This window comes from Shewanella sp. WXL01 (assembly GCF_012263345.1).
GTDB lineage: Bacteria > Pseudomonadota > Gammaproteobacteria > Enterobacterales > Shewanellaceae > Shewanella > Shewanella maritima.
Genome location: NZ_JAAIKQ010000009.1, coordinates 20,152 through 47,014 on the forward strand (window position 1 = coordinate 20,152; position 26,863 = coordinate 47,014).

25 protein-coding genes are annotated in these 26,863 nt (G+C 46.2%); 4 read left to right on the top strand and 21 right to left on the bottom strand.

Annotation, left to right across the window (positions count from 1 at the left end; translation table 11 throughout):
* Nucleotides 1-107 precede the first annotated feature (107 nt).
* The 11 genes from G3R49_RS16390 to G3R49_RS16440 all read right to left on the bottom strand — a co-directional run bounded on the left by G3R49_RS16390 (nucleotide 108) and on the right by G3R49_RS16440 (nucleotide 10,975).
* Nucleotides 108-971: a protein-glutamate O-methyltransferase CheR gene (locus tag G3R49_RS16390; RefSeq protein WP_348633938.1), complete on the bottom strand. Its 864-nt coding sequence runs from the start codon at nucleotides 969-971 to the stop codon at nucleotides 108-110.
* On the bottom strand, nucleotides 961-3,156 hold the full coding sequence (locus tag G3R49_RS16395) for a methyl-accepting chemotaxis protein (RefSeq protein WP_130600473.1): 2,196 nt from the start codon (nucleotides 3,154-3,156) through the stop codon (nucleotides 961-963). The genes G3R49_RS16390 and G3R49_RS16395 overlap by 11 nt, the downstream gene beginning before the upstream one ends.
* Before the next feature lie 30 nt (nucleotides 3,157-3,186).
* Complete coding sequence (locus tag G3R49_RS16400; protein WP_130600475.1) at nucleotides 3,187-3,732, bottom strand: chemotaxis protein CheW; 546 nt, start codon at nucleotides 3,730-3,732, stop codon at nucleotides 3,187-3,189.
* 18 nt (nucleotides 3,733-3,750) lie between these two features.
* On the bottom strand, nucleotides 3,751-6,198 hold the full coding sequence (locus G3R49_RS16405) for a chemotaxis protein CheA (RefSeq protein WP_167870385.1): 2,448 nt from the start codon (nucleotides 6,196-6,198) through the stop codon (nucleotides 3,751-3,753).
* Nucleotides 6,199-6,207: 9 nt separating this feature from the next.
* Nucleotides 6,208-6,570, bottom strand: a complete 363-nt coding sequence (locus tag G3R49_RS16410; protein WP_130600477.1) for a response regulator — start codon at nucleotides 6,568-6,570, stop codon at nucleotides 6,208-6,210.
* A 38-nt stretch (nucleotides 6,571-6,608) separates the two neighbouring features.
* Nucleotides 6,609-6,884: an STAS domain-containing protein gene (locus tag G3R49_RS16415; protein WP_130600479.1), complete on the bottom strand. Its 276-nt coding sequence runs from the start codon at nucleotides 6,882-6,884 to the stop codon at nucleotides 6,609-6,611.
* 160 nt (nucleotides 6,885-7,044) lie between these two features.
* On the bottom strand, nucleotides 7,045-7,689 hold the full coding sequence (locus G3R49_RS16420) for an SCO family protein (RefSeq protein ID WP_167870386.1): 645 nt from the start codon (nucleotides 7,687-7,689) through the stop codon (nucleotides 7,045-7,047).
* Between the two features lie 14 nt (nucleotides 7,690-7,703).
* Nucleotides 7,704-8,606, bottom strand: coding sequence for a heme o synthase (cyoE, locus tag G3R49_RS16425; protein ID WP_167870387.1), 903 nt, complete (start codon nucleotides 8,604-8,606; stop codon nucleotides 7,704-7,706).
* 21 nt (nucleotides 8,607-8,627) lie between these two features.
* Nucleotides 8,628-9,632, bottom strand: coding sequence for a heme A synthase (locus G3R49_RS16430; protein ID WP_167870388.1), 1,005 nt, complete (start codon nucleotides 9,630-9,632; stop codon nucleotides 8,628-8,630).
* On the bottom strand, nucleotides 9,632-10,204 hold the full coding sequence (locus G3R49_RS16435) for a hypothetical protein (RefSeq protein ID WP_167870389.1): 573 nt from the start codon (nucleotides 10,202-10,204) through the stop codon (nucleotides 9,632-9,634). Before G3R49_RS16435 ends, G3R49_RS16430 begins: the two co-directional genes overlap by 1 nt.
* A gap of 48 nt (nucleotides 10,205-10,252) precedes the next feature.
* Nucleotides 10,253-10,975 carry an SURF1 family protein gene (locus G3R49_RS16440; protein ID WP_348633939.1) on the bottom strand — a complete coding sequence of 241 codons (723 nt, stop codon included), beginning with the start codon at nucleotides 10,973-10,975 and terminating at the stop codon, nucleotides 10,253-10,255.
* A 55-nt stretch (nucleotides 10,976-11,030) separates the two neighbouring features.
* Here G3R49_RS16440 and G3R49_RS16445 point away from each other — a divergent pair, with 55 nt between their 5' ends.
* Nucleotides 11,031-11,249, top strand: coding sequence for a DUF2909 family protein (locus G3R49_RS16445; protein WP_167870390.1), 219 nt, complete (start codon nucleotides 11,031-11,033; stop codon nucleotides 11,247-11,249).
* Between the two features lie 22 nt (nucleotides 11,250-11,271).
* Here G3R49_RS16445 and G3R49_RS16450 read toward each other — a convergent pair whose 3' ends face one another.
* The 6 genes from G3R49_RS16450 to lexA form a co-directional block, all read right to left on the bottom strand.
* Nucleotides 11,272-12,147, bottom strand: coding sequence for a cytochrome c oxidase subunit 3 (locus G3R49_RS16450; RefSeq protein ID WP_130600491.1), 876 nt, complete (start codon nucleotides 12,145-12,147; stop codon nucleotides 11,272-11,274).
* Nucleotides 12,144-12,707, bottom strand: coding sequence for a cytochrome c oxidase assembly protein (locus G3R49_RS16455; protein ID WP_130600493.1), 564 nt, complete (start codon nucleotides 12,705-12,707; stop codon nucleotides 12,144-12,146). Before G3R49_RS16455 ends, G3R49_RS16450 begins: the two co-directional genes overlap by 4 nt.
* Before the next feature lies 1 nt (nucleotide 12,708).
* On the bottom strand, nucleotides 12,709-14,307 hold the full coding sequence (ctaD, locus tag G3R49_RS16460) for a cytochrome c oxidase subunit I (RefSeq protein WP_130600495.1): 1,599 nt from the start codon (nucleotides 14,305-14,307) through the stop codon (nucleotides 12,709-12,711).
* 12 nt (nucleotides 14,308-14,319) lie between these two features.
* On the bottom strand, nucleotides 14,320-15,921 hold the full coding sequence (coxB, locus tag G3R49_RS16465) for a cytochrome c oxidase subunit II (protein WP_167870391.1): 1,602 nt from the start codon (nucleotides 15,919-15,921) through the stop codon (nucleotides 14,320-14,322).
* Between the two features lie 697 nt (nucleotides 15,922-16,618).
* A complete protein-coding gene (locus G3R49_RS16470; RefSeq protein ID WP_167870392.1) occupies nucleotides 16,619-17,131 on the bottom strand; it encodes a SulA-like leucine-rich domain-containing protein in 513 nt (170 codons plus the stop codon).
* Entirely contained in the window at nucleotides 17,128-17,745 is a 618-nt protein-coding gene (lexA, locus tag G3R49_RS16475) for a transcriptional repressor LexA (RefSeq protein WP_130600501.1), read from the bottom strand. Before lexA ends, G3R49_RS16470 begins: the two co-directional genes overlap by 4 nt.
* Before the next feature lie 241 nt (nucleotides 17,746-17,986).
* On the opposite strand from lexA, the gene plsB reads away from it, so the two are divergent.
* From plsB to G3R49_RS16490, 3 genes are all read left to right on the top strand, one after another.
* Nucleotides 17,987-20,407: a glycerol-3-phosphate 1-O-acyltransferase PlsB gene (gene plsB / locus G3R49_RS16480; protein ID WP_167870393.1), complete on the top strand. Its 2,421-nt coding sequence runs from the start codon at nucleotides 17,987-17,989 to the stop codon at nucleotides 20,405-20,407.
* A 5-nt stretch (nucleotides 20,408-20,412) separates the two neighbouring features.
* Nucleotides 20,413-21,672: a tryptophan permease gene (mtr, locus tag G3R49_RS16485; RefSeq protein WP_167870394.1), complete on the top strand. Its 1,260-nt coding sequence runs from the start codon at nucleotides 20,413-20,415 to the stop codon at nucleotides 21,670-21,672.
* 463 nt (nucleotides 21,673-22,135) lie between these two features.
* The gene (locus G3R49_RS16490; RefSeq protein ID WP_167870395.1) at nucleotides 22,136-22,918 is read left to right on the top strand and encodes a VOC family protein; all 783 of its coding nucleotides are present in this window, start codon (nucleotides 22,136-22,138) and stop codon (nucleotides 22,916-22,918) included.
* A 59-nt stretch (nucleotides 22,919-22,977) separates the two neighbouring features.
* On the opposite strand, the gene G3R49_RS16495 is transcribed toward G3R49_RS16490, so the two are convergent.
* The 4 genes from G3R49_RS16495 to G3R49_RS16510 form a co-directional block, all read right to left on the bottom strand.
* Nucleotides 22,978-23,493 (bottom strand): gluconokinase, encoded by a 516-nt coding sequence (locus G3R49_RS16495; protein WP_245335393.1) that lies wholly within the window; start codon nucleotides 23,491-23,493, stop codon nucleotides 22,978-22,980.
* Between the two features lie 5 nt (nucleotides 23,494-23,498).
* Nucleotides 23,499-24,914, bottom strand: coding sequence for a nitrogen regulation protein NR(I) (glnG, locus tag G3R49_RS16500; protein WP_167870396.1), 1,416 nt, complete (start codon nucleotides 24,912-24,914; stop codon nucleotides 23,499-23,501).
* 27 nt (nucleotides 24,915-24,941) lie between these two features.
* Nucleotides 24,942-25,994, bottom strand: coding sequence for a nitrogen regulation protein NR(II) (gene glnL / locus G3R49_RS16505; RefSeq protein ID WP_167870397.1), 1,053 nt, complete (start codon nucleotides 25,992-25,994; stop codon nucleotides 24,942-24,944).
* A 150-nt stretch (nucleotides 25,995-26,144) separates the two neighbouring features.
* Entirely contained in the window at nucleotides 26,145-26,663 is a 519-nt protein-coding gene (locus G3R49_RS16510) for a DUF4124 domain-containing protein (RefSeq protein ID WP_167870398.1), read from the bottom strand.
* Nucleotides 26,664-26,863: the final 200 nt, after the last annotated feature.

The following is a 26,863-nucleotide window of genomic DNA, read 5'->3' on the forward strand; positions in this document are numbered from 1 at the left end:
TGTTTGGCCTAATGCTGTTGTGTAAAATTCGAGGCGATCTAACGCTCTGCTTGGTTTAGCGCTCTTTGTTGTTTAGAGCTCTTTGTTATTTAAAAGCATTCTGTTGCTCAAAGCTTTGGGCGATAAATCGTTTGCCCTTCAAATACAAACTCGTCACTCAGCTGCATCAATGTTTCTGAATGGCCAACGACCAGGTAGCCATCGTCGGCAAGTAGTTGTTTGAACTTGGCGATGATGCGCTTTTTCGTTTCATGGTCAAAATAGATAAATACATTGCGACAAAAGATGACGTCAAACGGACCTTTCATTGGCCATGCATCTAGCAAGTTAAGTTGTTTAAAATGCACGAGCTGCCTAATAAGTGGGCTTAGTGTGAAGTCATGCTCACCCTGTCTTTTTGCATATTTATTGGCATATTCAGATGGGATTGAAGACAGCTTTTCATCGCTATAAATGCCACGTTTGGCAGTGTTTAGTACGTTGGTATCCAAATCTGTCGCCAGAATTTTTAAGTCCCATTCGTTAGTCGCAAATGGGTGAGCTAGAGTCATTGCGATACTGTATGGTTCTTCTCCTGTAGAGCAAGCCGCTGACCAAACTCGCAGGCGTTTATTGGGGCGAGATAGCCATTGCTGAGTAATTTTATCTTTAAGATATTCAAAATGATGCCCCTCGCGGAAAAAGTAGGTGAGGTTAGTGGTGAGTGCATTTATGAATACAGGTAGCTCGGTTTCATCCCGTTGTAAGCGTTGCACATAATCAGCAAAACTTGTTTCACCAAGCTGGCGCAAGCGCCTAGATAACCTTGAGTAAACCATATGTTTTTTGCGTGCAGGTAGCACAATCCCGGTACTTTTATATGCAAGTTGACGGATAGCCTCAAAATCTGCACTCGACATAGGGAACTCTTTGTCCATGTCGAATGCAGTGTCGGTTTGTTGTTGAAGTTGTGAGCTCAAATTAGAACTCATGCCAGTCCTCTTGGCTTACATCAAAAGGCAGTTTCTGTGCGCTGGCTTTCATACCTTTGACTTTGTGGGGTTCAAATTCTTGTCCAGTATTAAAGAAGTTGAGCTTCCCACGCATATTGCGTGCTTGTTCTGTCATTGTGTCACCAGCTGCGGAGATCTCTTCTACCAAGGCGGCATTTTGCTGGGTCATTTGATCCATTTGTGAAATAGACTTGTTAACTTCCAAGATACCAACAGACTGCTGTTCAGCGGCAATACTGATGTTAGAGATCATTTCCGCCACTTTACTTACAGAGCTCATAATGTCTTTCAGGGTGTCACCCGATTGATTTACAAGCGTAGTACCGTCAGTAACCTTGCTAACACTGTCGCGGATAAGCTCTTTAATCTCTTTGGCTGCGCCCGCACTGCGCTGGGCAAGGTTACGCACTTCACCAGCAACTACGGCAAAACCGCGTCCTTGCTCGCCTGCTCTTGCAGCTTCTACTGCAGCATTTAGCGCCAGCAGATTGGTTTGGAAGGCAATTTCATCAATTACGGTAATAATGTCGGCAATACGCTTACTTGATTCTGTTATTTCATCCATGGCGCTAACTGCTTGCTTGACGACGCTGCCGCCAAGCTCCGCGCGACTACTAGCTTCCTGAGCCAGTTTATTAGCAAGTGCCGCGTTGTTTTCGCTTTGTTTAACTGTGCCTGTCATTTGCTCCATGCTGGCAGCGGTTTCTTCAAGTGATGCGGCTTGCTCTTCAGTGCGCTGACTCAAATCAATATTGCCCTGAGCAATTTCTTCCGCATTCGCGGTGACGGTATTCGCGGTTTCACGGATCTCGCTTAGCACTTCTGTCAATCGGCTAACGGTTGCGTTGGCGTCGCGCTGTAGTTTACTGAATTCACCTTCATATTCACCCGATAACGTTGTACTCAAATCTCCTTTCGCAAGGCCATCAAATAGCGCCACAACATCAGAAATCACTGAGTCAGATACCTTGAGCAGGCTATTTAACCCTTGAGATAATGACAGGAAGAAGCCGTCTTTATCGTCCAGACTTAAACGTTGACTTAAATCGCCGCGGTTCGCGGCTTCAACTAAGCGACTCACCTCTTTCTCGATGCGCACCTCTGAGGTGCGGTCTTCCCACTCAACCACAGTACCAATACGTTCATCGTCGGCATTCTTAATTGGGTTAGCGGTGAATTTAAAGAAGCGTTTGCCCACTCTAAATTGTGCATGGTGAGTGTCTTGCAGGCTTGCCAAAATATTGTGTTGATGCACTGGGTTCTTGTGGAATACGTCAATATTCTCGCCCACTAGATTTTTAGCGTTAAATGCGGGTAAGCCTTCGCGCACATCTTCTTGAGCTTCTTCGAACATGGCTTGTAGTGCACGGTTGGTGTAAATAATATCGTTATTATTGTCTGCAACCATGGTATTGGCGCTTACACAATCCAGTGCCTGCTTAATGCGCGCCGTTTCAGCAGCTTGGGCTTTTTCCTGTTTTTCGCGCTCGACTTGCTCTGTCATATCTAGCCACTCAACCACTGTGCCTATGCGTTTTCCATCGCGGGTAATAGGGGTCGCTGTGAGACGAAAGGTGAGCCCTTCAACGCTAAAGATACTTTGGAATGCCTTTGTCATTGCTGAGACTAATTTTCGCTGGTGGTTTGGGTTTTTATGGAAGATATCCATGTTGCAGCCAACCAGGTTATCGGCGTCAAGTTGAGTGAGACTAGCCTTAAGCTTTGTCTCATTGGCCTTAAACATGGCAGAAAGCGATGGGTTGCAATAGACAATATCAAATTGAGAATCTGCCACCATTACATTGCCCTGACAGGCATCAATCGCTTGTTTGTAAAAACGACTGTTTTGAGTATCCTGCCACCAGGCTTTGACCAGTGTGTCCATCTTTTGCCACTCAGGGTTTTGCAAGCTTGGTAGCTCAGGCTCATCGACAGAAGAGTAGGCGTTAGTTATCTCGTCAATAATACGACTTAAGTTAGCCTGACGCTGACCACTAACATACATTTGCATCACAATAAGGGCGACACAGGCGGTCATAAGTATCGCGCTAAGGCCGCTGCTGACATCGGATAAGGTCACTGCGATAGCAATCACCCCTGTTCCTAGGGCACCAAATGCGGCAAAGGGGACGTATCCTTTTTGGTGTGACTGAGTTGGTTCCATACTCTCTTCCTCGGCGAGTAACGCGTAAAGTTATTCTGATTCAGTCGCGGACGAATCAATTTCTAATTGGTTGATAATACTGGATAACTGAGATGCACTTGGGAGCATCTCGTTGCCTAAAAGCATGTGTACATCGAGCAAGATAACCATGTTGTCGTTAATGCTCGTTAAGCCTTTAATAAAGCGGATATCGGTTTCAAGACCAAAGTCTGGGGTGGCTCTAAGCTCATCGTCATCGACAATAATCACATCTGATACTGCATCAACCACGATACCAATGACTTTGAATTGCTTTTCGACAGCAATTTTGACCACGATGACGACGGTAGTTGGGCCATAACTTAGCTCCTCAATACCAAAGCGTTGCCTTAAGTCGATAATGGGCACAATAATGCCGCGCAGGTTGATTACGCCTTTGATATGCGCAGGTGCATTAGGCAATACTGTGGTGTTTTGCCAGCCGCGAATTTCTTGTACACATAAGATCTCAACGCCATACTCCTCGCGTCCCATAACAAATGTTAAATACTGCTGATTAACATTGCCCTGTGATGCTTGAGATTGTTGATGTGTCATTTCCAATGCTTTGTTCTCCTACGCAGCATGATCTTTGTTGACGCCAATGCCAGCCAGTTGTGCCAGGCTGTTTACGTCGATAATAAGTGCTACAGTGCCATCACCTAAAATGGTCGCGCCAGAAACGCCGGCAATTTTGGTGTAATTATCTTCTAAGTTTTTAATCACTACCTGCTGTTGAGATAGCAGTTCATCTACCAGTAACCCGACCTTTTTGTCGTTGTTGTCGACAATCATTACAATGCCATCTTGTGGCTGCTTGGCATCTGGGGCGTGATTAAACTGCTGATAAATTCTTACCAGTGGAATGAACTCTTCTCGCAGGTGGATCACTTCTTGATTATTGCCGAGCTGATTAACTTGATTGGCTGTAACTTGCAAAGACTCATGGATGGCAACTAAAGGCACCACATAAATGTGTTCGCCAATTCGTACTAGCTGACCGTCAAGAATGGCTAGGGTCAGCGGTAGGTTAATGGTGATTTTGCAGCCTTGACCTGATTGCGATTGCAGGTTAATAGTGCCATTAAGGTCGGTGATGTTACGTTTAACTACATCCATCCCCACGCCGCGTCCAGACAGGTCTGACACCTCGTCTGCGGTGGTAAAACCTGGGTGGAAAATAAGCTGATTAATTTCATCATCAGTGAGATTATCGCTGGCGCTAATAAGCTGCTTTTGCTGGGCAATAGCGCGGATTTTTTTGGTATTTAAGCCAGCGCCATCATCAATAATTTCAATGATGATCGCGCCGCCGCGATGATAGGCATTGAGACTAATGGTGCCCATTTCTGACTTACCTTGAGCGCGCCTTACCTCAGGCATTTCAATACCGTGGTCAAGCGCGTTACGCACAAGGTGCACCAATGGATCGACAATTTTTTCCATCACGGTTTTGTCGAGTTCGGTTTCTTCACCGTTAAATATCAGATCGACTTTTTTACCCAGCTGTTTGCTTATGTCATGGATAAGCCGAGGAAAGCGGTTAAAAGCGAATGAGATTGGCAACATGCGGATTTTCATGACGCTTTCTTGTAGCTCACGGGTGTGGTTCGATAGCTGCTCGAGACCCATACGCAAATCAAGCATCATGTCGTCGTCAATGGTTTCCTGTTGACCGATTTGACCTAGCATTGCTTGAGTAATAATTAGTTCACCAACCATATTGATCAGCTGGTCGACTTTATTGATGCCAACGCGAATAGTACTGCTAGATTCGCTCGTTTTAGTGACAGCTTGTTTTGTTGCTGTGCTCGTTTGTTTTGCCGCCCCATCATTTGTAGGCGTAGCTTGTGTAGGGTTATCGGCATCGATTGCTTGAATGGCTGTTAAGTCAGCAACTTCTGCAAGTAGCGAGTTGTTTGCTGGTGCTGTACTCGTTTGCTCTTGTTGAGCTGAAGGCTTACTCAATTTAGCTGAGGGCTCTTTTATCGGAGCTGAGGGCTCTTTTATTGGCGCTGAAGGCTCTATCGCATCATTGAGGCTGCTGGTTATCTCATCGTCAAAATTAAAGGCTTCGGCAACTGCTTGGCTGAAATCAAATTCTGCAATGCCATCTGTATTTGCATTTGAGGTTTCTGTTGCGCCCAGATCCAATTGCTCGGTAGCTTGTTCATTGTTGCTTGCTTCAGCAGTCTGGCTTGGCTGCAGACTAAACCAAATCGCTTCTTGCTCAGGGTTGCGCTCTAGGGTGAGGTAATCAAGCTGGCATTCATCTTCAACCCACTCAAACACTTCTTTGAGCCTATCAAGCGGGCTGTCTGTCAGCAGGGTAATCGTCCATTGCAGTGAGCAAACTTCTGGGTCGAAGTCATCAAAACCTGGGTAACTCACATCGTTGAGCTTAATGTGGTATTTTCCGAGCTGCTGCAACTCGGTGAACATATAGCTAGGGTCGTTACCGCAGCGCAGAATATCAACACCTGGAACAAACCTGATTTGCCACAGGGTTGCCTGTGTATCGGCGGCATCTAGTTGCGCCTTTTCTTCAGTGCTAGTTTCCTGAGTGTTAGTTTCCTGAGCCTCTGATTCTTGAGTATTCGCTTCAAGAAGTTGTTCTGATTGTTCTGATGTTGGCTGCTGAGCCAGTTGTTGTTCAAATTGTGCTGATAAACTCTGTAACTGCTCACTTTGGTATTCACTGTCGTTCATTAGCGCATCGATCATCGCACGCAGAATGTCGACTGATTGCAATAACATGTCTACGTGCAAGGCGCTAAGTTGGCGTTTGCCATCGCGAATGTCATCTAGCAGGGTTTCGAGCAGATGAGTAAAGTTAGCGACTTGGTTAAAGCCAAAGGTTGCGCTGCCGCCTTTGATGGAGTGCGCCGCGCGGAAAATGGTATTAATGGACTCGTGATTTAGGTTGTCGATATTAATTTCAAGCAGCTCAGATTCCATGATATCCAGCCCCTCGAGGCTTTCCTCAAAAAAAACCTGACTGAACTGGCTTAAATCAATATCCATTTGATTTACCTATCCTAAAACTTTACGAGCAGTGGCAAGGAGCTGATCTGGATTAAAAGGTTTTACTATCCATCCTGTTGCTCCTGCGGCGCGGCCTTCTTGTTTTTTCTCGGGACTAGATTCTGTGGTTAACATGAGCAAAGGCACAAACTTGTAGGCATCTAATGCTCTGAGCTCCTTGATCAAGGTGATACCGTCCATTACTGGCATATTAATGTCAGAGATGACGAGATCGAACTGATTTGCTTTTGCCAATAACAGCGCTTCTTGACCGTCTGCAGCTTCAGCTACTTCATAACCAGCCGTTTTAAGCGTGAAACTAACCATTTGTCGCATTGAGGTCGAATCATCTACGGCGAGAATTTTCTTCATTAGACTTCATCCTTTGCATTCATCCTTTGCATTCATTCTTACGCGTCTACATCCACAAGACGTATCCCTAAATGGGCGAGTTGCTGCATTAAGCTGGACTGGAGATTTAACCAGGTTAGTTCGATGTTTTTATCAGCGCATGTTCGGTCAAAAAAGAACAGCATTTGCGCACCAGCAGTATCAACTTTATTAAGCTGGCTGGCATCGAGCGTGACTGGAGAGGCTTGTTGCTGTTGGGACAGTAACTGCTTGTATATAGGCTGAATATTCCTGATAGTTATCTCAGAGCCTAAATCAATCGTCGTTGTTGCCATGCTCAATCCAGTTAGGGTTTATCTCCACTTTGCTAAATATAGACCTATATTGTGGTGATTTATTGAAAACTAACAAAAATATTGGATTAAATTACCTTAGCAACAAGTAGTATGTAAACCGAAAGTTGTAGCAAAGTGTTTTGCTGTTTAACACTCGCGCCTATCCTTGTTGGAAACGGACAATTCTTTCAAAGTCGCTGATCAGCTGTGCATTGATGATTTGTGGCGCTTTACCCGGCTGTTGTTGAGTTTTAAATACGGCAAATTTTTCGCCTTGAGGTGAAACCAGTACATAAGAGGCGCTGTGATCGACCTGATAATTGGCATCGTCACCCACCATGGCATAGGTAAAACCTAGATCGCGGCTAAATGGAAATAGCTGGGCGTGATCGGCCGTGATGGCCTTGAAGTCTTTGTTGAAGAAGTTGATGTAATCGAGCATTTTAGCCTGGGTGTCGCGCTTAGGGTCGGCCGAGACAAATACCACTTGCAGGTTTGGAGCAATTTGTTGCAGTTGCGGATAGGCTGCAGACAGCTTATTAAGTGTAGTGGGGCAGATATCAGGACAAGAAGTAAAACCAATAAAAAATAGGCTCCACTTGTCTTGTAGATCCTGATTATCAAATTTATTGCCATATTGGTCGCGTAGCGCAAATGGCGCTAAGCCTCTTGGGTTATCAAAGATATAGCTGGTACTCAAATTTGGAATTGTTTGTTTTGAAGCCTGAGTCGCAAACCAGGCTCCTAGTCCACACATCACCATTGCCAATAACAGTAACTTCTTCATTGATAACCTCATTGTCATTTGACTTGTCCTTGCTACCACAAGTAGTGGTCCACGAGCAGCACAATAAACAGCAGCATTAGGTGATAGATAGAGAACTTAAATACCTTCATTGCTAACCCTGGCTCGTCATGAAACTTGAGTTGCCAGGCTTTATAAATAAAACCGCAGCTGAGCATGGTTGAGCCAACCAAATAAACCGGGCCACACATGCCAACCAACACTGGCAATAAGCAAGCTAATGCCAGCAACACTGTATATAGCAAGATGCAGGTTTTGGTGAGTTCCACTCCGTGAGTGACCGGTAGCATTGGAATATCGACTTTGGCGTACTCTTTCTGACGATGAATTGCTAGCGCCCAAAAGTGCGGTGGGGTCCAGGCAAAGATGATAATCACCAACAATAGGGCATTGCCGTGGAGCTCATTGGTCACAGCTGTCCAGCCCAGTAGCGGTGGCATGGCGCCAGCTAGACCACCAATGACGATGTTTTGCGAAGTTGCCCGTTTAAGGTAAGCGGTATAAATCACCGCGTAACCAATGAGACTGGCAAAGGTCAGCCAAGCTGTTAACGGATTCACCAAGGCGTAAAGTAAGATAAAGCCAAGTAAGCCTATTCCTGTGGCAAATATGCCTGCACGCATTGATGAGATTTTCCCTTTGGGAAGCGGGCGATTATAGGTGCGCGCCATTAAGCCATCGATGCGGCGATCAATTAAGTGATTAAACGCTGCTGCTGAGCCTGACATTAAGCCAATACCCACAAGTCCGACAATTAGCGGTTGCAGTGGTACAGCTCCTGGCACTGCCAGGCACATGCCAACAACTACAGTGAGCAGCATGAGCGCCACAACTTTAGGTTTAGTCATTTCAAAATAGGCACGCCATTGCAGAGAGTTGGATAAGCTTGCCTGAGAAAGTGCGATAGGTTTCGACATAGTTATTTCCTCAAATTCGGCCTAGGCTTTGCGCCAAAGTGAATAGTTGATAAAGACCACTGAAAGCAGCAGTAATGCGGCGCCGCCGTTATGTGATACCGCAATACCTAAAGGTAAATGCATTACGATATTCGACACACCCAGCAGCAGTTGCAAAGTTAATAGAGCAAGCAATACCCAGGCACTTTTTCGCAAGGTAGTTGAGCCAGTGCTGATCAATTTGAATGCTAGATAACCAAGGGTTACAGCGGTGACTACAGCCCAGATGCGATGACTCACATGAATAGTCATCCGCGCCGCGTAGTCAAGTACGCCGAATTCATAGCTTTCATGTTCGCCTTGCCATAGTGAAAACGCCTGTATTGGTGACAGGTTATCCATCCAATTTCCTTCACATATGGGCAAGCTGGTACAGGCCAGCGCAGCATAGTTTGATGATGTCCAGCCACCAAGAATGATTTGGATAACCAAGATTGCCAGACTCGCTAGAGCCAGCGGTGCAAGCTTGCGGGCGTTGGTTGTTAGATTCGGATTTGCATGAATATCTGCGTGAGCAGCTTCGAGTGGCTGATGACGTAAATAGAGTAAAAACAACAGGCAAAATAAGCTAAAACCACCAATTAGATGCGCCATTACAATCACCGGCATTAGCTTCATGGTGACCGTCCACATACCAAGGGCTGCCTGAAATAGAATTAAAGCTGCGATGGCCATAGGGAGTTTTTTTGGGGCATTTTGAGTACGTAAGCTGATAATTAAAATGGCTAAAACCATCAAGCCTAATAAGCCGGCTATATATCTGTGGATCATCTCTAGCCAGGCTTTATCTTGCTCTAATGCGCGCTCTGGAAACTGCTGGTTTGCACTGGCAACATCCTGGGCGGTAGATGGCACGGTTAGGTGACCGTAGCAGCCTGGCCAATCAGGGCATCCAAGACCAGCGTCAGACAGGCGAGTGTAGGCGCCCATTAAAATCACTGCCAGAGTAAAAACTAAGGTGAATTTGAGTAGTCGATTAATCGTCATTAGCCAACCCTCGAAAGTTTTAACATCTTACGTAGATCGGCAATCATGGCTTTACCTAGGGCGATATTTTGCTGCTGGCCAACAACGCCAGGGTATTGCATTACCATGCTGCCAAGTGGGTCTATAATGACAAATTGATTACTGGTGAGATGAGCCGTCATATCTTTTGAGGCACGTACGGTTTCAAAGTCGACATCAAACTGGCTTAATGCTTTAGTGTCGCTGCGTTTGGTGGTGATAATTACCGGAGTCACGCGGTCTCTGTGACGACCCAGTGCAACATGAGTTTGATTAAGTACATATAGGCGTGATAAGCACGACTGGTCACATTGCTCGGGTAATAAATAGGCCATTTGCCATAGCTGAGGTGCTGGGTTGGTCATCTGCATGCTTTGATAGCTCATGTTGCTATCGAGCAGTTGCCCTTGGTTGGTGACGCCGCCTTGATACCAGTCAAAATACAGTACAAGTTTGGCGGCCAAAACGGGCACAATAAAAGCCGCTAAAACAATGATGAGTGTTTTTCTGCTGCGTTTTACATTAGCGCTAGTCGGTGTTGTTGGGGAGTTCATATTTGCTCCTCTTTATATCAAATTTAGTTTTGGGTTAATGCTTGTTGTTTACGAGTACTTTTTATTTACGGAAACCTGTTGTTTACGAATAAACCTAACAGCTAGCCATAGCATCAAACTTAAGAACACGGCTGCCATAGTGAACCACTGCAGGGCATAACCTTGATGCTTTTGCGCCCCTAGTGGAATAGGCTGCCACGGCTGAGGTAATTGTTGGTTAGCAAGTGAATTTGGCTGCAGTACTAGATTGGCAATTGGTGTTTGCAACAATTCACTTAGCTCAGCAATATTAAGGTTTTGAAATCGTAGCGGGTTGCCCATCTCGGCTTGCAGTTGTTGGCTCATGGGGTTGATTTGTTTTTGATAAACCCGACCAGTTAGCTCAACTTGCTCTATAGGTAGCGGCTGCACGCTTGGTAATATGCGGCGATCTTTACTGCCTGCAACAAACCCTAACTCAAGCAACAATCTAGGTTGTGATGGCGATACAGTTAGCAGCTGAAATACTAAATACCCCACCTGTCCTTGGTAGACTTGATTATCGAGTAGCAAGATTTGCTCGTTTACTGGTGTCGCCGTAAGGGCAAGTTGGTAGCCACTTAGTAGGCTAAACTCATCAGCTTGTTGCTCAGCCAGCTGCGCCAGTATTTCGCTGTAGCTTAATTGGCGTTGCTGCTGACGCTCACTCAAAGTTTGTTGCCATGTTTGCTTTTGTTTAGCTCTGTCTAACTGCCATAAGCCTAGCTTGACCAGAGCGCTAAATACCGCCACAGTAATTAATATGAACGCGACAATTGACCACCCATAACGTTTCCAAGGACTGCCTGTGACAACCCCATTCATCGTTAAGTTAGTGTTAGTGCTACTGCTCATATTCATTATGTTTAACTTAGCTAGGGCGCTGTTTATTTTGGTTAAAGGCGAAAATAAACAATCAATGGCGCCATTTTTGGGAAAACGCGTGCTGTTTTCAGCTATCGCCGTCATCTTGTTGCTTCTGGCGCTTGGGTTTGGTGTTATTGCACCTAACCCAAGGCCGTATTAGTAATTAATCATCCACCAAGCATTTACAGCACGTAGACGAAGATAAATAGTCCTAGCCACACCACATCAACAAAGTGCCAGTACCAACTTCCTGCCTCGAAGGCGAACTGCTTGTCTGGAGTAAAGTGGCCTTTCAATACTCGTAAGAACAAAATGAGTAAGAACAAGGTACCTAAGGTCACGTGCATGCCGTGAAATCCGGTTAGCAAGAAGAAGGTATTGCCATATATGCCCGACTCTAGCGTCAGTCCCATATCATGATATGCGTGGGTATACTCCAGCACCTGCAGGTATAAGAACACTGAGCCAAGAATAATGGTGATTGCCAGCCACACGATAAGTGGTGTGCGCTTCATTTTCTCAAGACTTGTGTGGGCAAAATGCAAAGTGACTGACGAGGTCACCAGAATGATGGTGTTAATTAGCGGCAAGCCTGTCCAAGGCATAGCCTCAGTTGTGGTGCCATCAGGGGTTTTAATTAGCGGCCACATCGCTTCGAATGTCGGCCACAGTACTTCGTGGGTCATGGCGTTATTTGATGCGCCGCCAAGCCAAGGGACTGAAATCATGCGCGCGTAAAACAGCGCGCCAAAGAACGCGCCAAAGAACATCACTTCTGAGAAGATAAACCAGCTCATGCCTTGACGAAATGATCTATCCATTTGCGCTGAATATAGGCCAGCCATCGACTCGTCGATAACATTTTTAAACCAGCCAAATAGCATAAATATAATCACGCCAATACCGGCGATCAGGATATAGCCGCCTGAGCTTTGCTCAGTTGATAACTGTTGAATATAACTGCCTGCACCAAACGCGATTAAAAATAGCCCTATGGCGCCGACAATCGGCCAAATACTCTGGGCGGGTACATAATAGGTTTCATGTTTTGTTGTCATTTTGCTGCTCCTTGCTCTATCGCACTCACCACCTTTCCTGTGATGTCATAGAGGGTATAAGAGAGAGTCAATGTGGTGATGGACTCAGGAAGATCTGGGTCCACATAAAAAATCAGAGGTAACTCGGCGCTTGCTTGCGCGGCTAGTGGTTGCTGGTTAAAGCAAAAACACTCGGTTTTATTAAAGTAAGCCGCGCCTTGACCGGGTGACACAGATGGAATTGCTTGACCGACGGTGTCTTTAGCAGACTTATTGTGGGCGATGAATTTGGCGTGAGTAAGTTTGCCCGGATGTACCTCAATCCGATTAACTTGCGGAGTAAAGTCCCACGCCATGCCTGACTGTACATGTGCGATAAACTCGACAGTGACAGTGCGGCTCTCATCGACAACCACAGCTTCATAAGTACTTGCCGTGCCTTGAGGTTTACCATTGATGCCTAGCGCATCACAAAGCACGTCATAAAGTGGCACCAGTGCAAATCCAAAGCCGAACATACCCACTGAGCCAAGCACCAGTAGCGTGAGTAGTTTACGATTTGACTTTGGGCTTGCTGTCATATCATTTCACCTCTGGTGGAGTCGTGAACGAGTGATACGGTGCTGGGCTTGGGATTTCCCATTCAAGTCCTTCGGCACCTTCCCAAGGTTTGGCTGGTGCTTTTTCTCCGCCGCGTACGCACTTAATTACTACAGCTAAGAAAATTAACTGCGACAGACCAAAGGCGAAGCCGCCAATTGATACGATTTGGTTAACGTCTGCAAACTGAATAGCGTAATCAGGGATACGTCTTGGCATACCTGCAAGACCCAAGAAGTGCATCGGGAAGAACAGCACGTTGACTGAGATTACTGAGCACCAGAAATGCCAGCGGCCTAAGGTCTCGCTGTACATGTGGCCAGTCCATTTAGGTAGCCAGTAATAAGCGGCTGCCATAATGGAGAAGACCGCGCCAGATACCAGTACATAGTGGAAGTGAGCCACTACAAAGTAGGTGTCATGGTATTGGAAGTCCGCTGGTGTAATTGCCAGCATCAGTCCTGAAAAACCGCCAATGGTAAACAGGATGATGAATGCCAGTGCAAATAACATAGGTGTTTCAAAGGTCATCGCGCCGCGCCACATGGTGGCTACCCAGTTAAATACCTTCACGCCAGTCGGCACTGCAATCAACATGGTGCAATACATGAAAAATAGCTCTGCAAATACTGGCATACCTGTAGTGAACATGTGATGCGCCCACACTAGGAATGACAAGATTGCGATACTGGCGGTGGCGTAGACCATTGATGCGTAACCAAACAGCGGTTTGCGACAAAACGCTGGGACAATGGCTGAGATAATGCCAAAGGATGGCAGAATCATGATGTATACCTCTGGGTGACCAAAGAACCAGAAAATATGCTGGAACATTACAGGGTCACCGCCGCCGGCGGCATCGAAGAAGCTGGTGGCGAAGTATTTATCGGTCAATACCATGGTGACAACACCGGCGAGGACAGGCATAACGGCAATAAGCAAGAATGCCGTGATTAACCAAGTCCACACAAACAGTGGCAGCTTCATCCAGGTCATGCCTGGAGCACGCATATTGACGATGGTGACAATTACGTTAATTGCACCCATGATCGAACTGATACCCATAATATGCACAGAGAACACAAATAGCGCCGTGGTATCTGGACTATAGGTTGTCGACAGCGGGGCGTAGAAGGTCCAACCAAAGTTAGGTCCGCCGCCCTCCATAAATAGCGAGCCTATCAACAGAGAAAACGCGAATGGTAGGATCCAAAAACTCCAGTTGTTCATTCGCGGCAACGCCATGTCTGGCGCGCCAATCATCATAGGGATCAGCCAGTTTGCTAACCCAGTAAAGGCTGGCATCACTGCGCCAAATACCATGATGAGACCGTGAACCGTTGTCATCTGGTTGAAGAAGTTGGGGTCGACTAGTTGTAAACCTGGCTGGAATAGTTCGGCGCGAATAACCATCGCCATTGCGCCGCCAGTTAAAAACATTAAAAAACTAAACCACAGATAGAGTGAGCCTATGTCTTTGTGGTTGGTGGTTAAAACCCAACGCATGAGCCCTTTTGGGGCGCCATGATGATCATCATGGTGTACATGGTCGGCAGTTTGTTCGTGTGTCATTGTGCTCATTGTTCCACTCTCCTACTGACCATGACTGTCAACGTCTTTCGCTTGCACGGTATCGCCTGAGTTATTACCCCAAGCGTTGCGCTCATAAGTCACTACCGCAGCGATTTGTCTTGGCGTCAGTAATGCGCCAAACGCTTGCATTGCCGTGCCAGGAGCACCGTTTTTGACTACTTCAATATGACCGCTTACATCACCTTTGATGATAGGGCTGCCAATCAGAGATGGGAAAGCACCAGGAAGACCTGCGCCATTGGCTTGGTGACAGGCAACACAGCTTGCCATGTAAACTTGTTCACCTTCACTCATTAGCTGTTCATGGGTGAGTTCGGAAAGGTCGGCTTCAACTGCCTGAGCAACTTCGCTGGCAGCCTCTTGGACTTCACTAACCACAGCTTCAGCTGCTTGCTCTATGGTTTCGACAGCCGAGGTTGCGTCAGGTACCGCTTGGGTTGCTTCAGTTTCAGCGCTCGAGCTGGTGGCAGCTCCTGTAGTAAGGTTGCTAACATCGATCGCCTGCACTGATTCACCACTGTTATTGCCCCAAGCATTACGCTCATAAGTGACGACAGCGGCAATTTGAGTTGCACTTAGCTGCTTATTGAATGCCTGCATAGCCGTGCCGGGTTTACCGTTAACTACGATATCAATGTGATCTGACACATCGCCCTTAATCAGCGGACTGCCAATAAGTGATGGGAACACTCCAGGGAGACCAGCACCGTTAGGTTGGTGACAAGCCGCGCAGCTAGCAAGGTAAACCTGCTCGCCTTGAGCCATCAGCTCTTCCATCGACAAGGTTTTATTGAGCGATGCGGCGGCATCTGCTTCGGCCTGTTTAGCAGCTTGCTTTTGGTCAGCTAACCAAGCGTCAAATTCAGCTTCTGGTAAAACTTCAACCACCACCGGCATAAAGCCGTGGTCTTTACCACATAGCTCGGCGCATTGACCGCGATACGTGCCAGGCTTATCAACCTTGGTCCAGGCTTCATTAATAAACCCTGGATTAGCGTCTTTTTTTACTGCAAATGCGGGTACCCACCAGGAGTGAATCACATCATCTGAAGTCATTAAAAAGCGCACTTTACGATTGGTGGGGATGACGAGAGGCTTGTCTACTTCCAGTAAGTAGGTATCGGTTTTAGTGGCGTCGCCCTCGATTTGATCTCTTGGGGTCGATAGCACGCTGAAAAACTCGACGTCTTCGTTAAAGTAGCTGTAATGCCACTTCCATTGTGAACCCGTTACCTTAATCGTTAAGTCAGCATTCGATGGGTCTTCCATGGCGATCAAAGTCTTGGTCGCAGGAATAGCCATACCGATAAGGATAAGGAAAGGGATAACCGTCCATATCACCTCAACTTTGGTGCTATGGTGAAATTTAGCGGGTTCAACGCCTTTTGATTTGCGGTGGAATATCATGGAGTAAATCATTACTCCAAACACCAAAAAACCAATGGCGCAGCAAATATACAAAATGATCATGTGTAGGTCATACACTTGACCACTAATATTAGTGACACCTTGGGTCATGTTTAGGGGCATTTCGCTTGCCACAAGGCGCGGTGCTACTACAGCTAGTAACCCCAATAGCGCACAATACAACCATTGCTTCACAAGACTTCTCCTCTGCCAATTGCGAATAGCAACTACAAAGAAGAGTCACACAGTAAGTCTCTGCTCTATGCAAACTCTTCGGTTCCCAAAAAAGCTTGATGACTTCAAAGTATCGGTGGCGGTGAGAATACTTCGATGCTAATAAGCACTATGGCTTGGTTAGCATTACTGCTGCACGACTACGGGTGTTTACCGCTCGAGATACCTACGACTGAATTTATCAACTCTGATTTGACGTGTTCCAATCTATGTGGATTCACGTTTTTTATATTTAGATGGCGCGTAAAAATCAGCCACCTTGATTTAACATTACTTGCAGTTTAAATATTGATCAAGATCACTTTTATCGGTAATAGCTTGAAAAATGGCTTAAAAAAGTAACAAAAAGCCCTGCAACTATGGCAGGGCTTGAGTTGTAGGGCCTGTTAATCTTTCAAGATTATTTTTGCAGCTGCTTGTTGGAAATTTATACAAGGCAACGACTTTGATGTGTGGTTGTTCCACATGATAAGTCGTTAACACAGTAGAAATGACAACAAGCGCTGCCTGAAAGGTTCGTTTAAAAGCACTTTACTCTTTGTTGTGAGCGAATTTGTGTAGGTGACTAGACGTCATCGCTCACGCCTCGATTAAAGTGCTTTTAATTCGAACAAATTCTAATCAGCAAAGAGCAACAGGCCCTACTCGCAATAAAAAATTAATGAATTGCTGCGAAATTATTCATTTTGCCAGTGATACTTGCAGGGTTAACAGCTTGATTAGCAAGTTCGCTTGCTTGTTGCTCTTGGATAACTAGACCTAGAGCGCGAGCACTTTTTGCTACTAGTTGTAGGCGGCGACTGTCACGGTCATCTAGATTGCTGGTCCAGCTAACGACTGCGCTAGATGTACCACTGGTAAGGGCTTTCTCAGTGGCCCACAGGGTTTCAATTTCATCTTTTGCATGCACCAACAATACCCGGTCAGTACGGACGCCTGCGTTAGCAAGAAGTTGTTTGTAGCTAATATGTGGAGGATTGATCAGTACAATCCAGCGACCTTGAAAACTCAGCGTAGCGAGTTGAGGTGCCAATGCTTTTAGCTCTTGCTCGCCTTGAGTTTTTGAGCGCACAGTATTAATGCTAGGTTGTGCTTGAAGATCGGTGCAGCCTGTTGAGCCATCAGTCCACATACCAGGGTGGCGAGGTGCATTTCCCATTAAGTTATTCATGACCAATCTCCATTTCTAATCACACCAACTGCCAAGCCTTCAATGGTTAAGCTCTCACAGGTTAAGTCGACCTTAATTGGTGAGTAGTCTTCATTTTCAGCATGTAGCAGTACTGTATTACCTTTCTTTTCAAAACGTTTTACTGTGACATCATCTTCAACGCGAGCGACAACCACTTGACCATTTCTTGCTTGTTGCATTTTATGCACCGCAAGTAAGTCACCTTCTAAAATACCAATGTCTTTCATACTGTCGCCGCGCACGCGTAGTAAAAAGTCAGCAGAAGGTTTAAACATATCTGGGTCAACTTGGTAATGCTGTTCAACATGTTCCTGCGCCAAAATCGGTTCACCCGCAGCAACTTGACCAATTAACGGCAGACCATCGTTTTGTGCTTCTTCGTCTTGAGGGAGGCGAATACCGCGAGACGTGCCAGGCATGATTTCAATACAGCCTTTACGAGCTAACGCTTTTAAGTGCTCCTCAGCAGCGTTGGCACTTTTAAACCCAAGACGCTTGGCAATCTCTGCACGAGTAGGTGGCATGCCAGTTTCTGCAATATTGGTTTTAATTAGCTCTAAAATTTCTGCTTGGCGCGGCGTTAATGGTCTCATGTTGAATCCTGTTTTTTTATACAGTGACTGTCATTATATACAGTGTTTGGGTTCGTGCAAGTATTAACCAATATTATTTTTTCGAAAGGCTATTAGTGAGTTAGCGAACTCTGAGTCAGTGTGCTCTGAAAACTACTGTGTGCTGGTGGTTTGATTAACGATTGATAACTCATAGTGTTAGCCGACGATATTCTGTTATCCTATGCGGCATTATTTGTCCGTAGAATTCATAATCACAACTATGTCAAAACCAGATTCGCTAGTATTACGCGCGTTGCGCTGGGTTCAAAAGTGGATGGTACACACGATTGTTGTTCCTGAAGACCCTTTTGATGACTTAAATCTCGATAAAGATAAGCCCATTGTTTACGTGATGAAGACGGAGTCGATTAGCGACACCGCTGCATTAAGTGAAATCACCTCAGGCTTTGGTATGCCAAGCCCGTATGAGCCGCTAGAAATCGACGGTTTGACGGTGCCTAGGGTTGTTTGCCTTGAAGGACGTAAGCCGATTTTTGGTCGCCGCGAAAGTGGCGACAAGTTTCTGAGCTATTTTACCAATCTGTTAACTGTGCATCGCCAGCGTCCTGAATTAGATATTCAGCTGGTGCCAGTGAGCTTGTATTGGGGGCGTACCCCGGGCAAAGAAGATGACACCATGAAAGCGGCTGTGCTAGAGCGTCAGAACCCAACCTGGTTGCGCAAGTGGCTGATGATTATGTTTTTAGGTCGTCATAACTTCGTGCAGTTCTCAAATGCTGTATCACTTAGATTTATGGCAGACGAGCATGGCAGTGATAAAGCCATCGCGCAAAAGCTTACCCGTGTTGCCCGTGTACACTTTGGTCGTCAACGCAAGGTGATGACCGGGCCGCAACTGCCAAATCGTAACTCATTGTTTGACTCATTACTGAAGTCTGAAGCAGTACAAAAAGCGATTAAGGAAGAAGCTGCCAACAAGAAAGTCACAGAGGAGAAGGCAAAGGAAACTGCGGTTAAATATATTGATGAGATAGCGGCAGGTTATTCAGACAGTTTAATTCGTATCGCTGAGCGCTTTTTAACCTGGCTGTGGAATAAGCTATACAGCGGTATTAAAATTCGCGGCGCGGAGCAAATTCGTCAGTTGCACCATGATGGCCACGAGATTGTATATGTGCCTTGTCATCGCAGCCACATGGACTACCTACTGCTGTCTTACATTCTTTATTACCAAGGTATGGTGCCGCCGCACATTGCAGCAGGTATTAACCTTAACTTCTGGCCAGCTGGCCCTATGTTCCGCCGCGGCGGCGCCTTCTTCATTCGCCGCAGCTTTAATGGTAACAAGTTATACACCGCGGTATTTCGTGAGTATTTAGATCAGCTGTTTACCAAGGGCTACTCAGTAGAGTACTTCACCGAAGGTGGTCGCTCACGCACCGGGCGCTTGCTAGCGCCTAAAACCGGTATGTTAGCTATGACTGTGAACAGCGTGCTGCGCGGCATTGAAAGACCTGTCACGCTAGTGCCAGTTTATCTGGGTTACGACCATGTGATGGAAGTGGCGACTTATCATAAAGAGCTAAGCGGCAAGAAGAAAAAGAAAGAGTCTGTTTGGCAAGTATTCGGCATTATTCGCAAACTGGGTAACTTTGGCCATGGCTACGTTAATTTTGGTGAGCCGATTAACCTGCAAAATTTCTTAACTCAGCAATCACCTGATTGGCGTGAAGAAATGGCAAAAGATAAAGAACAAAAGCCAAGCTGGTTAACGCCAGCTGTCAATGATTTAGCCAATCGCGTGATGACCAATATTAACGGCGCCGCGGCGGTTTCTGCCGTCACTTTAGGTAGTCTAGCGTTACTGGCTACTGAGCAAAATGCACTAGAGCGCAGCCAGCTAGAGAAGCAGTTAAATCTTTATCTCAATCTACTCAACAAGGTGCCATACACAGGCTACACCTCGGTGGTGGACGGTGATGGCGCTTCGGTTATCGACCAAGGATTAGCGCTGAATAAGTTTGTCTCTGAAAAAGACACCATGGGTGAGATTATCTCACTTGATGAGCAAACAAGTATCACCATGAGTTACTACCGTAACAACATCATTCACCTGTTGATTGTGCCTTCACTTATCGCCAGTTGCCTAGTGTACATCGAAAACTGTAAGCGTGAACAAATAAAAGCGATTGTGGCGGACTTATACCCGCTATTGAAAGCTGAACTGTTTATGAATATTGATGATCTTGATGCTTACATCGATAACATTTTAGCGCTAATGACGGCAGAACAATTAATAGATGGCACAGAGCTGTTTAAAGTCAATGAGGCACACGTCACACAGTTAAACTTGCTTGCTGAAACTGTCAGCGAAACCATGCAACGTTACGCCATCATTTTCAACTTGCTTGCTATTAAACCTGATCTTGAGCGTAGCGAACTCGAAAGCGACAGCTATCAACTTGCGCAACGTTTAGGTAAGTTACATGGGGTAACGGCACCTGAATTCTATGACAAGAAACTGTACAACACCCTAAGTGTTAAGCTTAAAGATCTTGGCTATTTGAGTGCAGAGCAAGCTAATGAAGATGTGATTCGAATTCGTGAGCATGTCAATCAATTGCAGCGCTCATCGGTAAAACAAACAATTGTAGACAGCGTTGCTGCGGAGCATGGTTAAACCCAATGACAACTCAACATGAAGGCGGCCAAACGGCTAGCCCACAAGCTAAATCACTACTAGGTGGTGCCATGATTATTGCAGGCACCACAGTTGGCGCAGGTATGTTTTCTCTGCCAGTTGTGGGCGCAGGTATGTGGTTTGGATGGTCATTGGTCATGCTTGTCGGCATTTGGTTTTGCATGCTGATGTCTGGCTTGTATTTGCTTGAAGCTAATTTGCATTTTAAGCCTGGTGCGAGCTTTGACACGCTGACCAAAGAGACTCTTGGGCAATTTTGGCGAGTGGTCAATGGCCTGTCTATCGCGTTTGTGTTGTATATCTTGTCGTACGCTTACATTAGTGGCGGCGGCTCTATTGTCAATCACAGCCTAAATTCAATCGGTGTTGAATTGCCGCAAAGTGTCGCAGGTCTGGTGTTTGCTTTGGTATTGGCAGCGATTGTGATTATCAGTACTAAAGCTGTCGATCGAATTACCACCATTATGCTTGGTGGTATGGTGATTACCTTTTTCCTGGCGATTGGTAATCTGCTCATTGAAGTAGACTTTAGCAAGCTTGCTCAAAGTGATTCTCAAGCAAGTTATCTCCCCTTTATGTTGGCCGCTTTACCGTTTGGTTTAACCAGCTTTGGTTATCACGGTAACGTGCCAAGCCTAGTTAAATATTATGGTAAAGATGGTGCTAAGATCACTAAGGCGATATTTATTGGTACCGGTATCGCCTTGCTGATTTATGTGTGTTGGTTAGTCGCCACTATGGGCAATATCGACCGTAGTATTTTCCCTGATATTATCGCTAAAGGCGGTAACATGGGCGTGCTAGTTGCTGCGCTGTCTGATGTGATTGAAAGCACTTGGTTGAATAACTTACTTACCTTGTTTGCAAACCTAGCTGTGGCGTCTTCGTTCCTTGGTGTAACTCTTGGTTTGTTTGACTTCTTAGCGGATTTATTCGGTTTTGATGATTCAGCAACAGGCCGTGCTAAAACCGCGGCTGTGACCTTCATTCCACCAACCATTCTAGGCTTACTGTTTCCTAATGGCTTTTTGATTGCGATTGGTTTTGCCGCGTTGGCAGCAACTATTTGGGCGGTTATTGTGCCGGGGTTATTGGCATACAAGGTACGTAAACTGTATCCAAATAGCGACGGCTTTAAGGTGCCAGGTGGTAATGGCATTATCTGGCTAGTGATTGCCTTTGGTGTGATTACGGCTGCGTGCCACTTGTTAGCGATGGCGGATATTTTGCCAGTATACAAATAGCGAATTTACAGATTTGTATGAATAGTAAAGGTCTTCTACGGAAGGCCTTTTTTGTTTTCCTAAGCTACCAACTTCATTAGGTTATCATCGTATAGGCTTTGCTTGTATTTTTGTTTACATGACATGTTTAGGTTGAGCCTGCTATGTAATGATATTTAAAGCACGCAGCAAGCACATCCTTGTGGGCTCAACGAAAACATCCATGTTTTCAAAGGCTTTAAATATCATTACTTATAGATGCTATTGAGAATACTAAATAATTGAAACCCACCTTTTTCAAAAGGTGGATTCTTTACTGTCAGCAGACACAAAAACATAAGAATTACGGATGAAAGTTGGCTGCTAAAATGGGTAAATTAGTCTATGTTTAGCTTGTTTGTATCAGCACTTTGATTGCGCTATTTCACACGGTGATTTCAGGTTATATAGCCAGATTTCAGGCTACCTACCTAAGGAGAGGTTGATGAAAGTTGAGTCATATATTCAAGGCCAGCCATGTTGGGTTGAGCTCGCATCCCATGATTGGCAAGCGGGAAAGTCGTTTTATCAGCAACTGTTTAACTGGCAACTTGTCGATATGGAAACGCCTGATGGTCATTACACCACAATGCAAATTGATGGCGGTGATGTAGCGGCCATGTATCAAATGTCGGCAGAGATTGCTAAAGACACCCCAAGCCATTGGACCATCTACTTTGCAGTCGATAACGTTGATGAAACCATTGAGCGCGTCAAACAAGCTGGAGGTCAGCTGGTTATTGGGCCGCATAATGTCGGTGATGCAGGGCGTATGGCAGTGTTTCTTGACCCAGAAGGCGCGAGCTTTGCAGTGTGGCAGGCCATGGAACATTCAGGTATTCAACATAGGCAAATGGCAAATACTCTGTGCTGGGTGGAGCTGGCCTGTTCTGACACCGGTGTTGAGAAACAGTTCTATAGTCAGGCGCTAGGGTTAAACACCAAGCTTAATGATAGTGTTGATTTTGAATATACCGAGTGGCACGCAAAAGACACGCCTATTGGCGGTATGATGGCGATGACAGAAGAGTGGGGCGATATGCCAACCCATTGGATGAGTTATTTTGATGTGGATGACTGTGATGCCATGGCTGCTAGAGCTGCTGAATTAGGCGGCAAGGTGTGTGTGCCGCCAACCGACATTCCGCAAGTGGGCCGCTTTGCAGTAATTAATGACCCACAAGGCGCAGTATTCTCAATTATTCAACTGATCACGCGAGAGTATTAGGCTCGCGCAGCTAGAGATATGGCCGCATTCTTGTGGATTAATTGCTTGTTAACCCGAGCTTAGGTTAGTTTAGCTATCGCCTCTAGCGTTACCTGTATTTGCTCATCAGTTGGCAAGTCAGCGCTAACGGTTATTGTTAGCGCTTCAGCTTCTGGTGACTCTAGTGTGTCAAACTGGCTTGCTAACATGCTAGATTTCATGAAGTGTCCCTGCCGCTCAGTAAGGCGCTTTTCAATCAGTTGCTTGTCGGCTTTTAGGTATAGTAGCAATAACGGCTGATTATTAAGCCTAATTTGCTCGCGATAGGCTTGTTTGAGCGCTGAACACACAATTACCCCTGACTCGTTTTTATGCTGCAAACTGTAAACGGCATCGTTGATGCGAGTTAGCCACTCCTCGCGGTCTTGATCAGTAAGCGGCATGCCTGCCGTCATCTTGTCGATGTTAGCTCTAGGGTGTAGGTCGTCACCATCAATAAACTTTGCCTGACAGTGTTGCGCGAGCCTTTGAGCATAAGTTGATTTGCCACTGCCGCTGACACCCATAACGATAATGACTTGATTGCCTAACTTCATCACTGCTAGTCCATTGCCAGTTCTTTGAGCTTACGAGTTAACGTATTTCGCCCCCAGCCAAGGCGCTTGGCCGCTTCTTGTTTGTGACCTTGAGTGTGTTTTAGGGCGGTTTCTAACAAGGTGCGCTCGAATGCGGGTTGAATTTCAGTGAGTAGATCCGACTCACCAGCCGAGAGTTTCTCATCGACAAGTGCAGCTAACGCCGATTGCCAACTGCCGTGCTCCACGGGCGCATGGCTTGGGTTTGTTTTGTCTTCTAGCAATTCTGGTGGTAAGTCTTGCGGCAAAATCTCTTGCCCTGATGCCATGACCGTTAGCCAGCGGCAAGTGTTTTCAAGTTGCCTTACATTGCCTGGCCAAGGTAGTTGCGACAGCTTAGTGGCGGTTTCTTTGGTAAGAATCTTGGTTTCAACGCCAATTTCTTGGGCGGCTGAGGTTAAGAAGTGACTTGCCAACTGTGGAATATCTTCACGGCGCTGGGAAAGTGGCGGCAGGTGAACACGAATTACATTTAAACGGTGGAACAAATCTTCACGAAACTCGCCTTTTTGTACTAGATTCTCAAGGTTTTGATGGGTGGCGGCGATAATGCGCACGTCCACTTGTACGCCTTGATGGCCGCCGACGCGATAAAACTGACCGTCCGCTAATACCCTCAATAGTCGAGTCTGTACATCAAGCGGCATGTCGCCAATTTCATCTAAAAATAGCGTGCCACCATTTGCTTGCTCGAATCTGCCCTGACGCACGTTACCTGCCCCGGTAAATGCACCTTTTTCATGGCCAAATAACTCTGATTCAATCAAATCTTTTGGAATTGCCGCCATATTAAGGGCAATAAAGGGTTTGTCTTTGCGCGGGCTATGTTTATGCAGTGCGCCTGCAACTAACTCTTTACCTGTACCGGATTGGCCATTAATCAGCACGCTTATTGATGAGCGCGATAGGCGGCCAATGGCGCGAAACACTTCTTGCATTGCTGGCGCTTCACCAATGATCTCTGGTGCTTTGACTACCGTCTCGTCAGGGTCGCTAGTCGGCGTTTGCTCATTGGCATGAGTTAGTGCGCGCTCGACTAAGGCAATGGCTTCGTCAATATCAAAAGGTTTGGGCAGGTATTCAAATGCACCAGCCTGATAGGCACTGACTGCGCTATCGAGATCGGAATGCGCTGTCATGATGATCACTGGAATATGTGGGTAATGCATCTGCAGGCGCTCAAGCAGGGTTAACCCATCTGTGCCTGGCATACGAATATCAGAAACGATCACTTGTGGCTGTGATGACTCAAGCGCTTGCCAAAGCGACTCTGCTGCGGCAAAGCTTGCTGTCGTGATTCGTGCGCCTTTTAGGGCTTTTTCAAGTACCCAACGTATCGAGCTATCGTCATCGAGGATCCATACTTTTTCGCTGATATTCATTCTACTTCCTCAAAATCTCGGGTTACTTTAGCAAGTGTTGCCAGCTTGCAAAGGTAGGGTAATAGTAAACTCTGTGTGCCCTGGCGCAGATGTGCAGTCAACTCGGCCATCGTGTAGGCGTGCAATGTTGTGGGCGATTGACAGCCCTAAGCCTGAGCCATCTTCCCTGCCTGTGACCATAGGGTAAAACAAGGTGTCCATTAGCTCAGGCGGAATACCAGGGCCGTTGTCGATAATTGACAGCGTTAGTACGAGCTTATGACGCTTGTTGCCTATGGTGATTTGGTGCTGGGTGCGTGTTTTAATCACTATGTCGCCGCCATTGCTTTCGAGCGCTTGAATGGCGTTTTGCACTATGTTGAGCACCGCTTGCTGCATCTGATCTGCGTCCATGGCGATGTCGGGAATCGACGGATCATAGTCGCGGCTCAAGGTGACATTATTTGGTAGGGTAAACTCAACCAGTGCCATCACCTTTTGGATCACTTCATGAATATTGTGTTGAGTATGCTCTGTTGGGCGCTGAGGGCCGAGTAAGCGGTCAACCAGGCTGCGCATACGGTCAGCTTGCTCAATAATCAAGCTGGTAAATTCTTTTAAGTCAGGAGACTTTAGCTCTCGTGAAAGTAATTGCGCTGCGCCACGAAGGCCTCCCAATGGGTTCTTGATTTCATGGGCCAGATTACGCACTAAAAACTGTGCTGCTTGTTGCTGGGCATCTTGGTTAAGCTGCTGATGAATGCGTCGTTGCTGATCGACTTGGCGCAATTCAAGCAAGCTTAAATGACGCTCGTCCTCTAATGGGATTAAGGTTAAATCTATGGTGTGATGCTGGCCATCAAGGGTAATAAGTGGCGCGGTATTAACGGTAAGCCCCTGGCTGGAGTCTACTGCATCAATCAATATTTGGCTTTCTACGCCCATCAGCTGATAGTGCTCAGGGAGCGATAACTCCAGTAACTTATGCTGGCTGATCCCTAACAGCTGCTCAGCCGCAGCATTGGCATAGCAAGGCTTTAAGTCCTTATCAATGACCAAGACGGCGGTAACTAGGTGATTGAGTAGATTTTGGCTGTCCATTCATCGTCCATTTATTGGGTTGCACCACTATGGTGCACCAACTTGGTGCGTCGCGCAACTGACTTCACCGGACATGAATTTAAATCATTATCTGAGGTTTGCTGGCTTAACTATATGAAATTAAAGATTTAAAAAGAGATCTTTAATTTGTTAACCACGACCGATAACTGATGCCCGATGCAGAAAAACAGTTCTAGCTGGACTAGATGCAAGGACTTTGCCGTTTTGGGTCACGACATTCACCACAATGGTATGTGCGCCGCGATCAATATTGGTTAGGCGGAAAATGCTTGAGGTTTGCGGCTGCACTTTTAGCTGGCCATTGAGTGACAGAGTGAAAAATGCGCCTTTAGGTAATTTAGGCTCAATATTAGCGGTGACCGTAATATTACCGTTATTGTCACGAATCGTGGCTTCCTCGGCAGGGGAGGCGATAACGACTTTGTAGTTTGGCTGTGCATCTGGACTTGGTTTGGTGGAGCGGGTGATAGGTGTGGGCTGCACCACGGTAATATTGTTTTGGGTATTGTCGTTTAGCTGGACTTCGGTGGCATTTTCTCTCGGCTCGTCAGAATAGTGAACCTTGCCATTTTCATCTACCCATCGGTATACGGCGGCAACACTGCTAAGGCTAATTGTGATTAAGCTGATTAATAGTAGAAGTCGCATAGTCTGTCCTAAGTTGATGCTCTCAGGTCTATATTAGCGCTTTCTCGATTAAAAATCAGCCATTGCGGCCAATGCCTAGTGTTTAGCATTGAGCATGTTAAAAGTAAGCACAGTACCTCTAAGGGTTTCGAGCCTTGGAAGTTGAGTTAGTAAAAACTAAACCAACAAAAAGCCCGCATAATGCGGGCTTGATAAGCGAA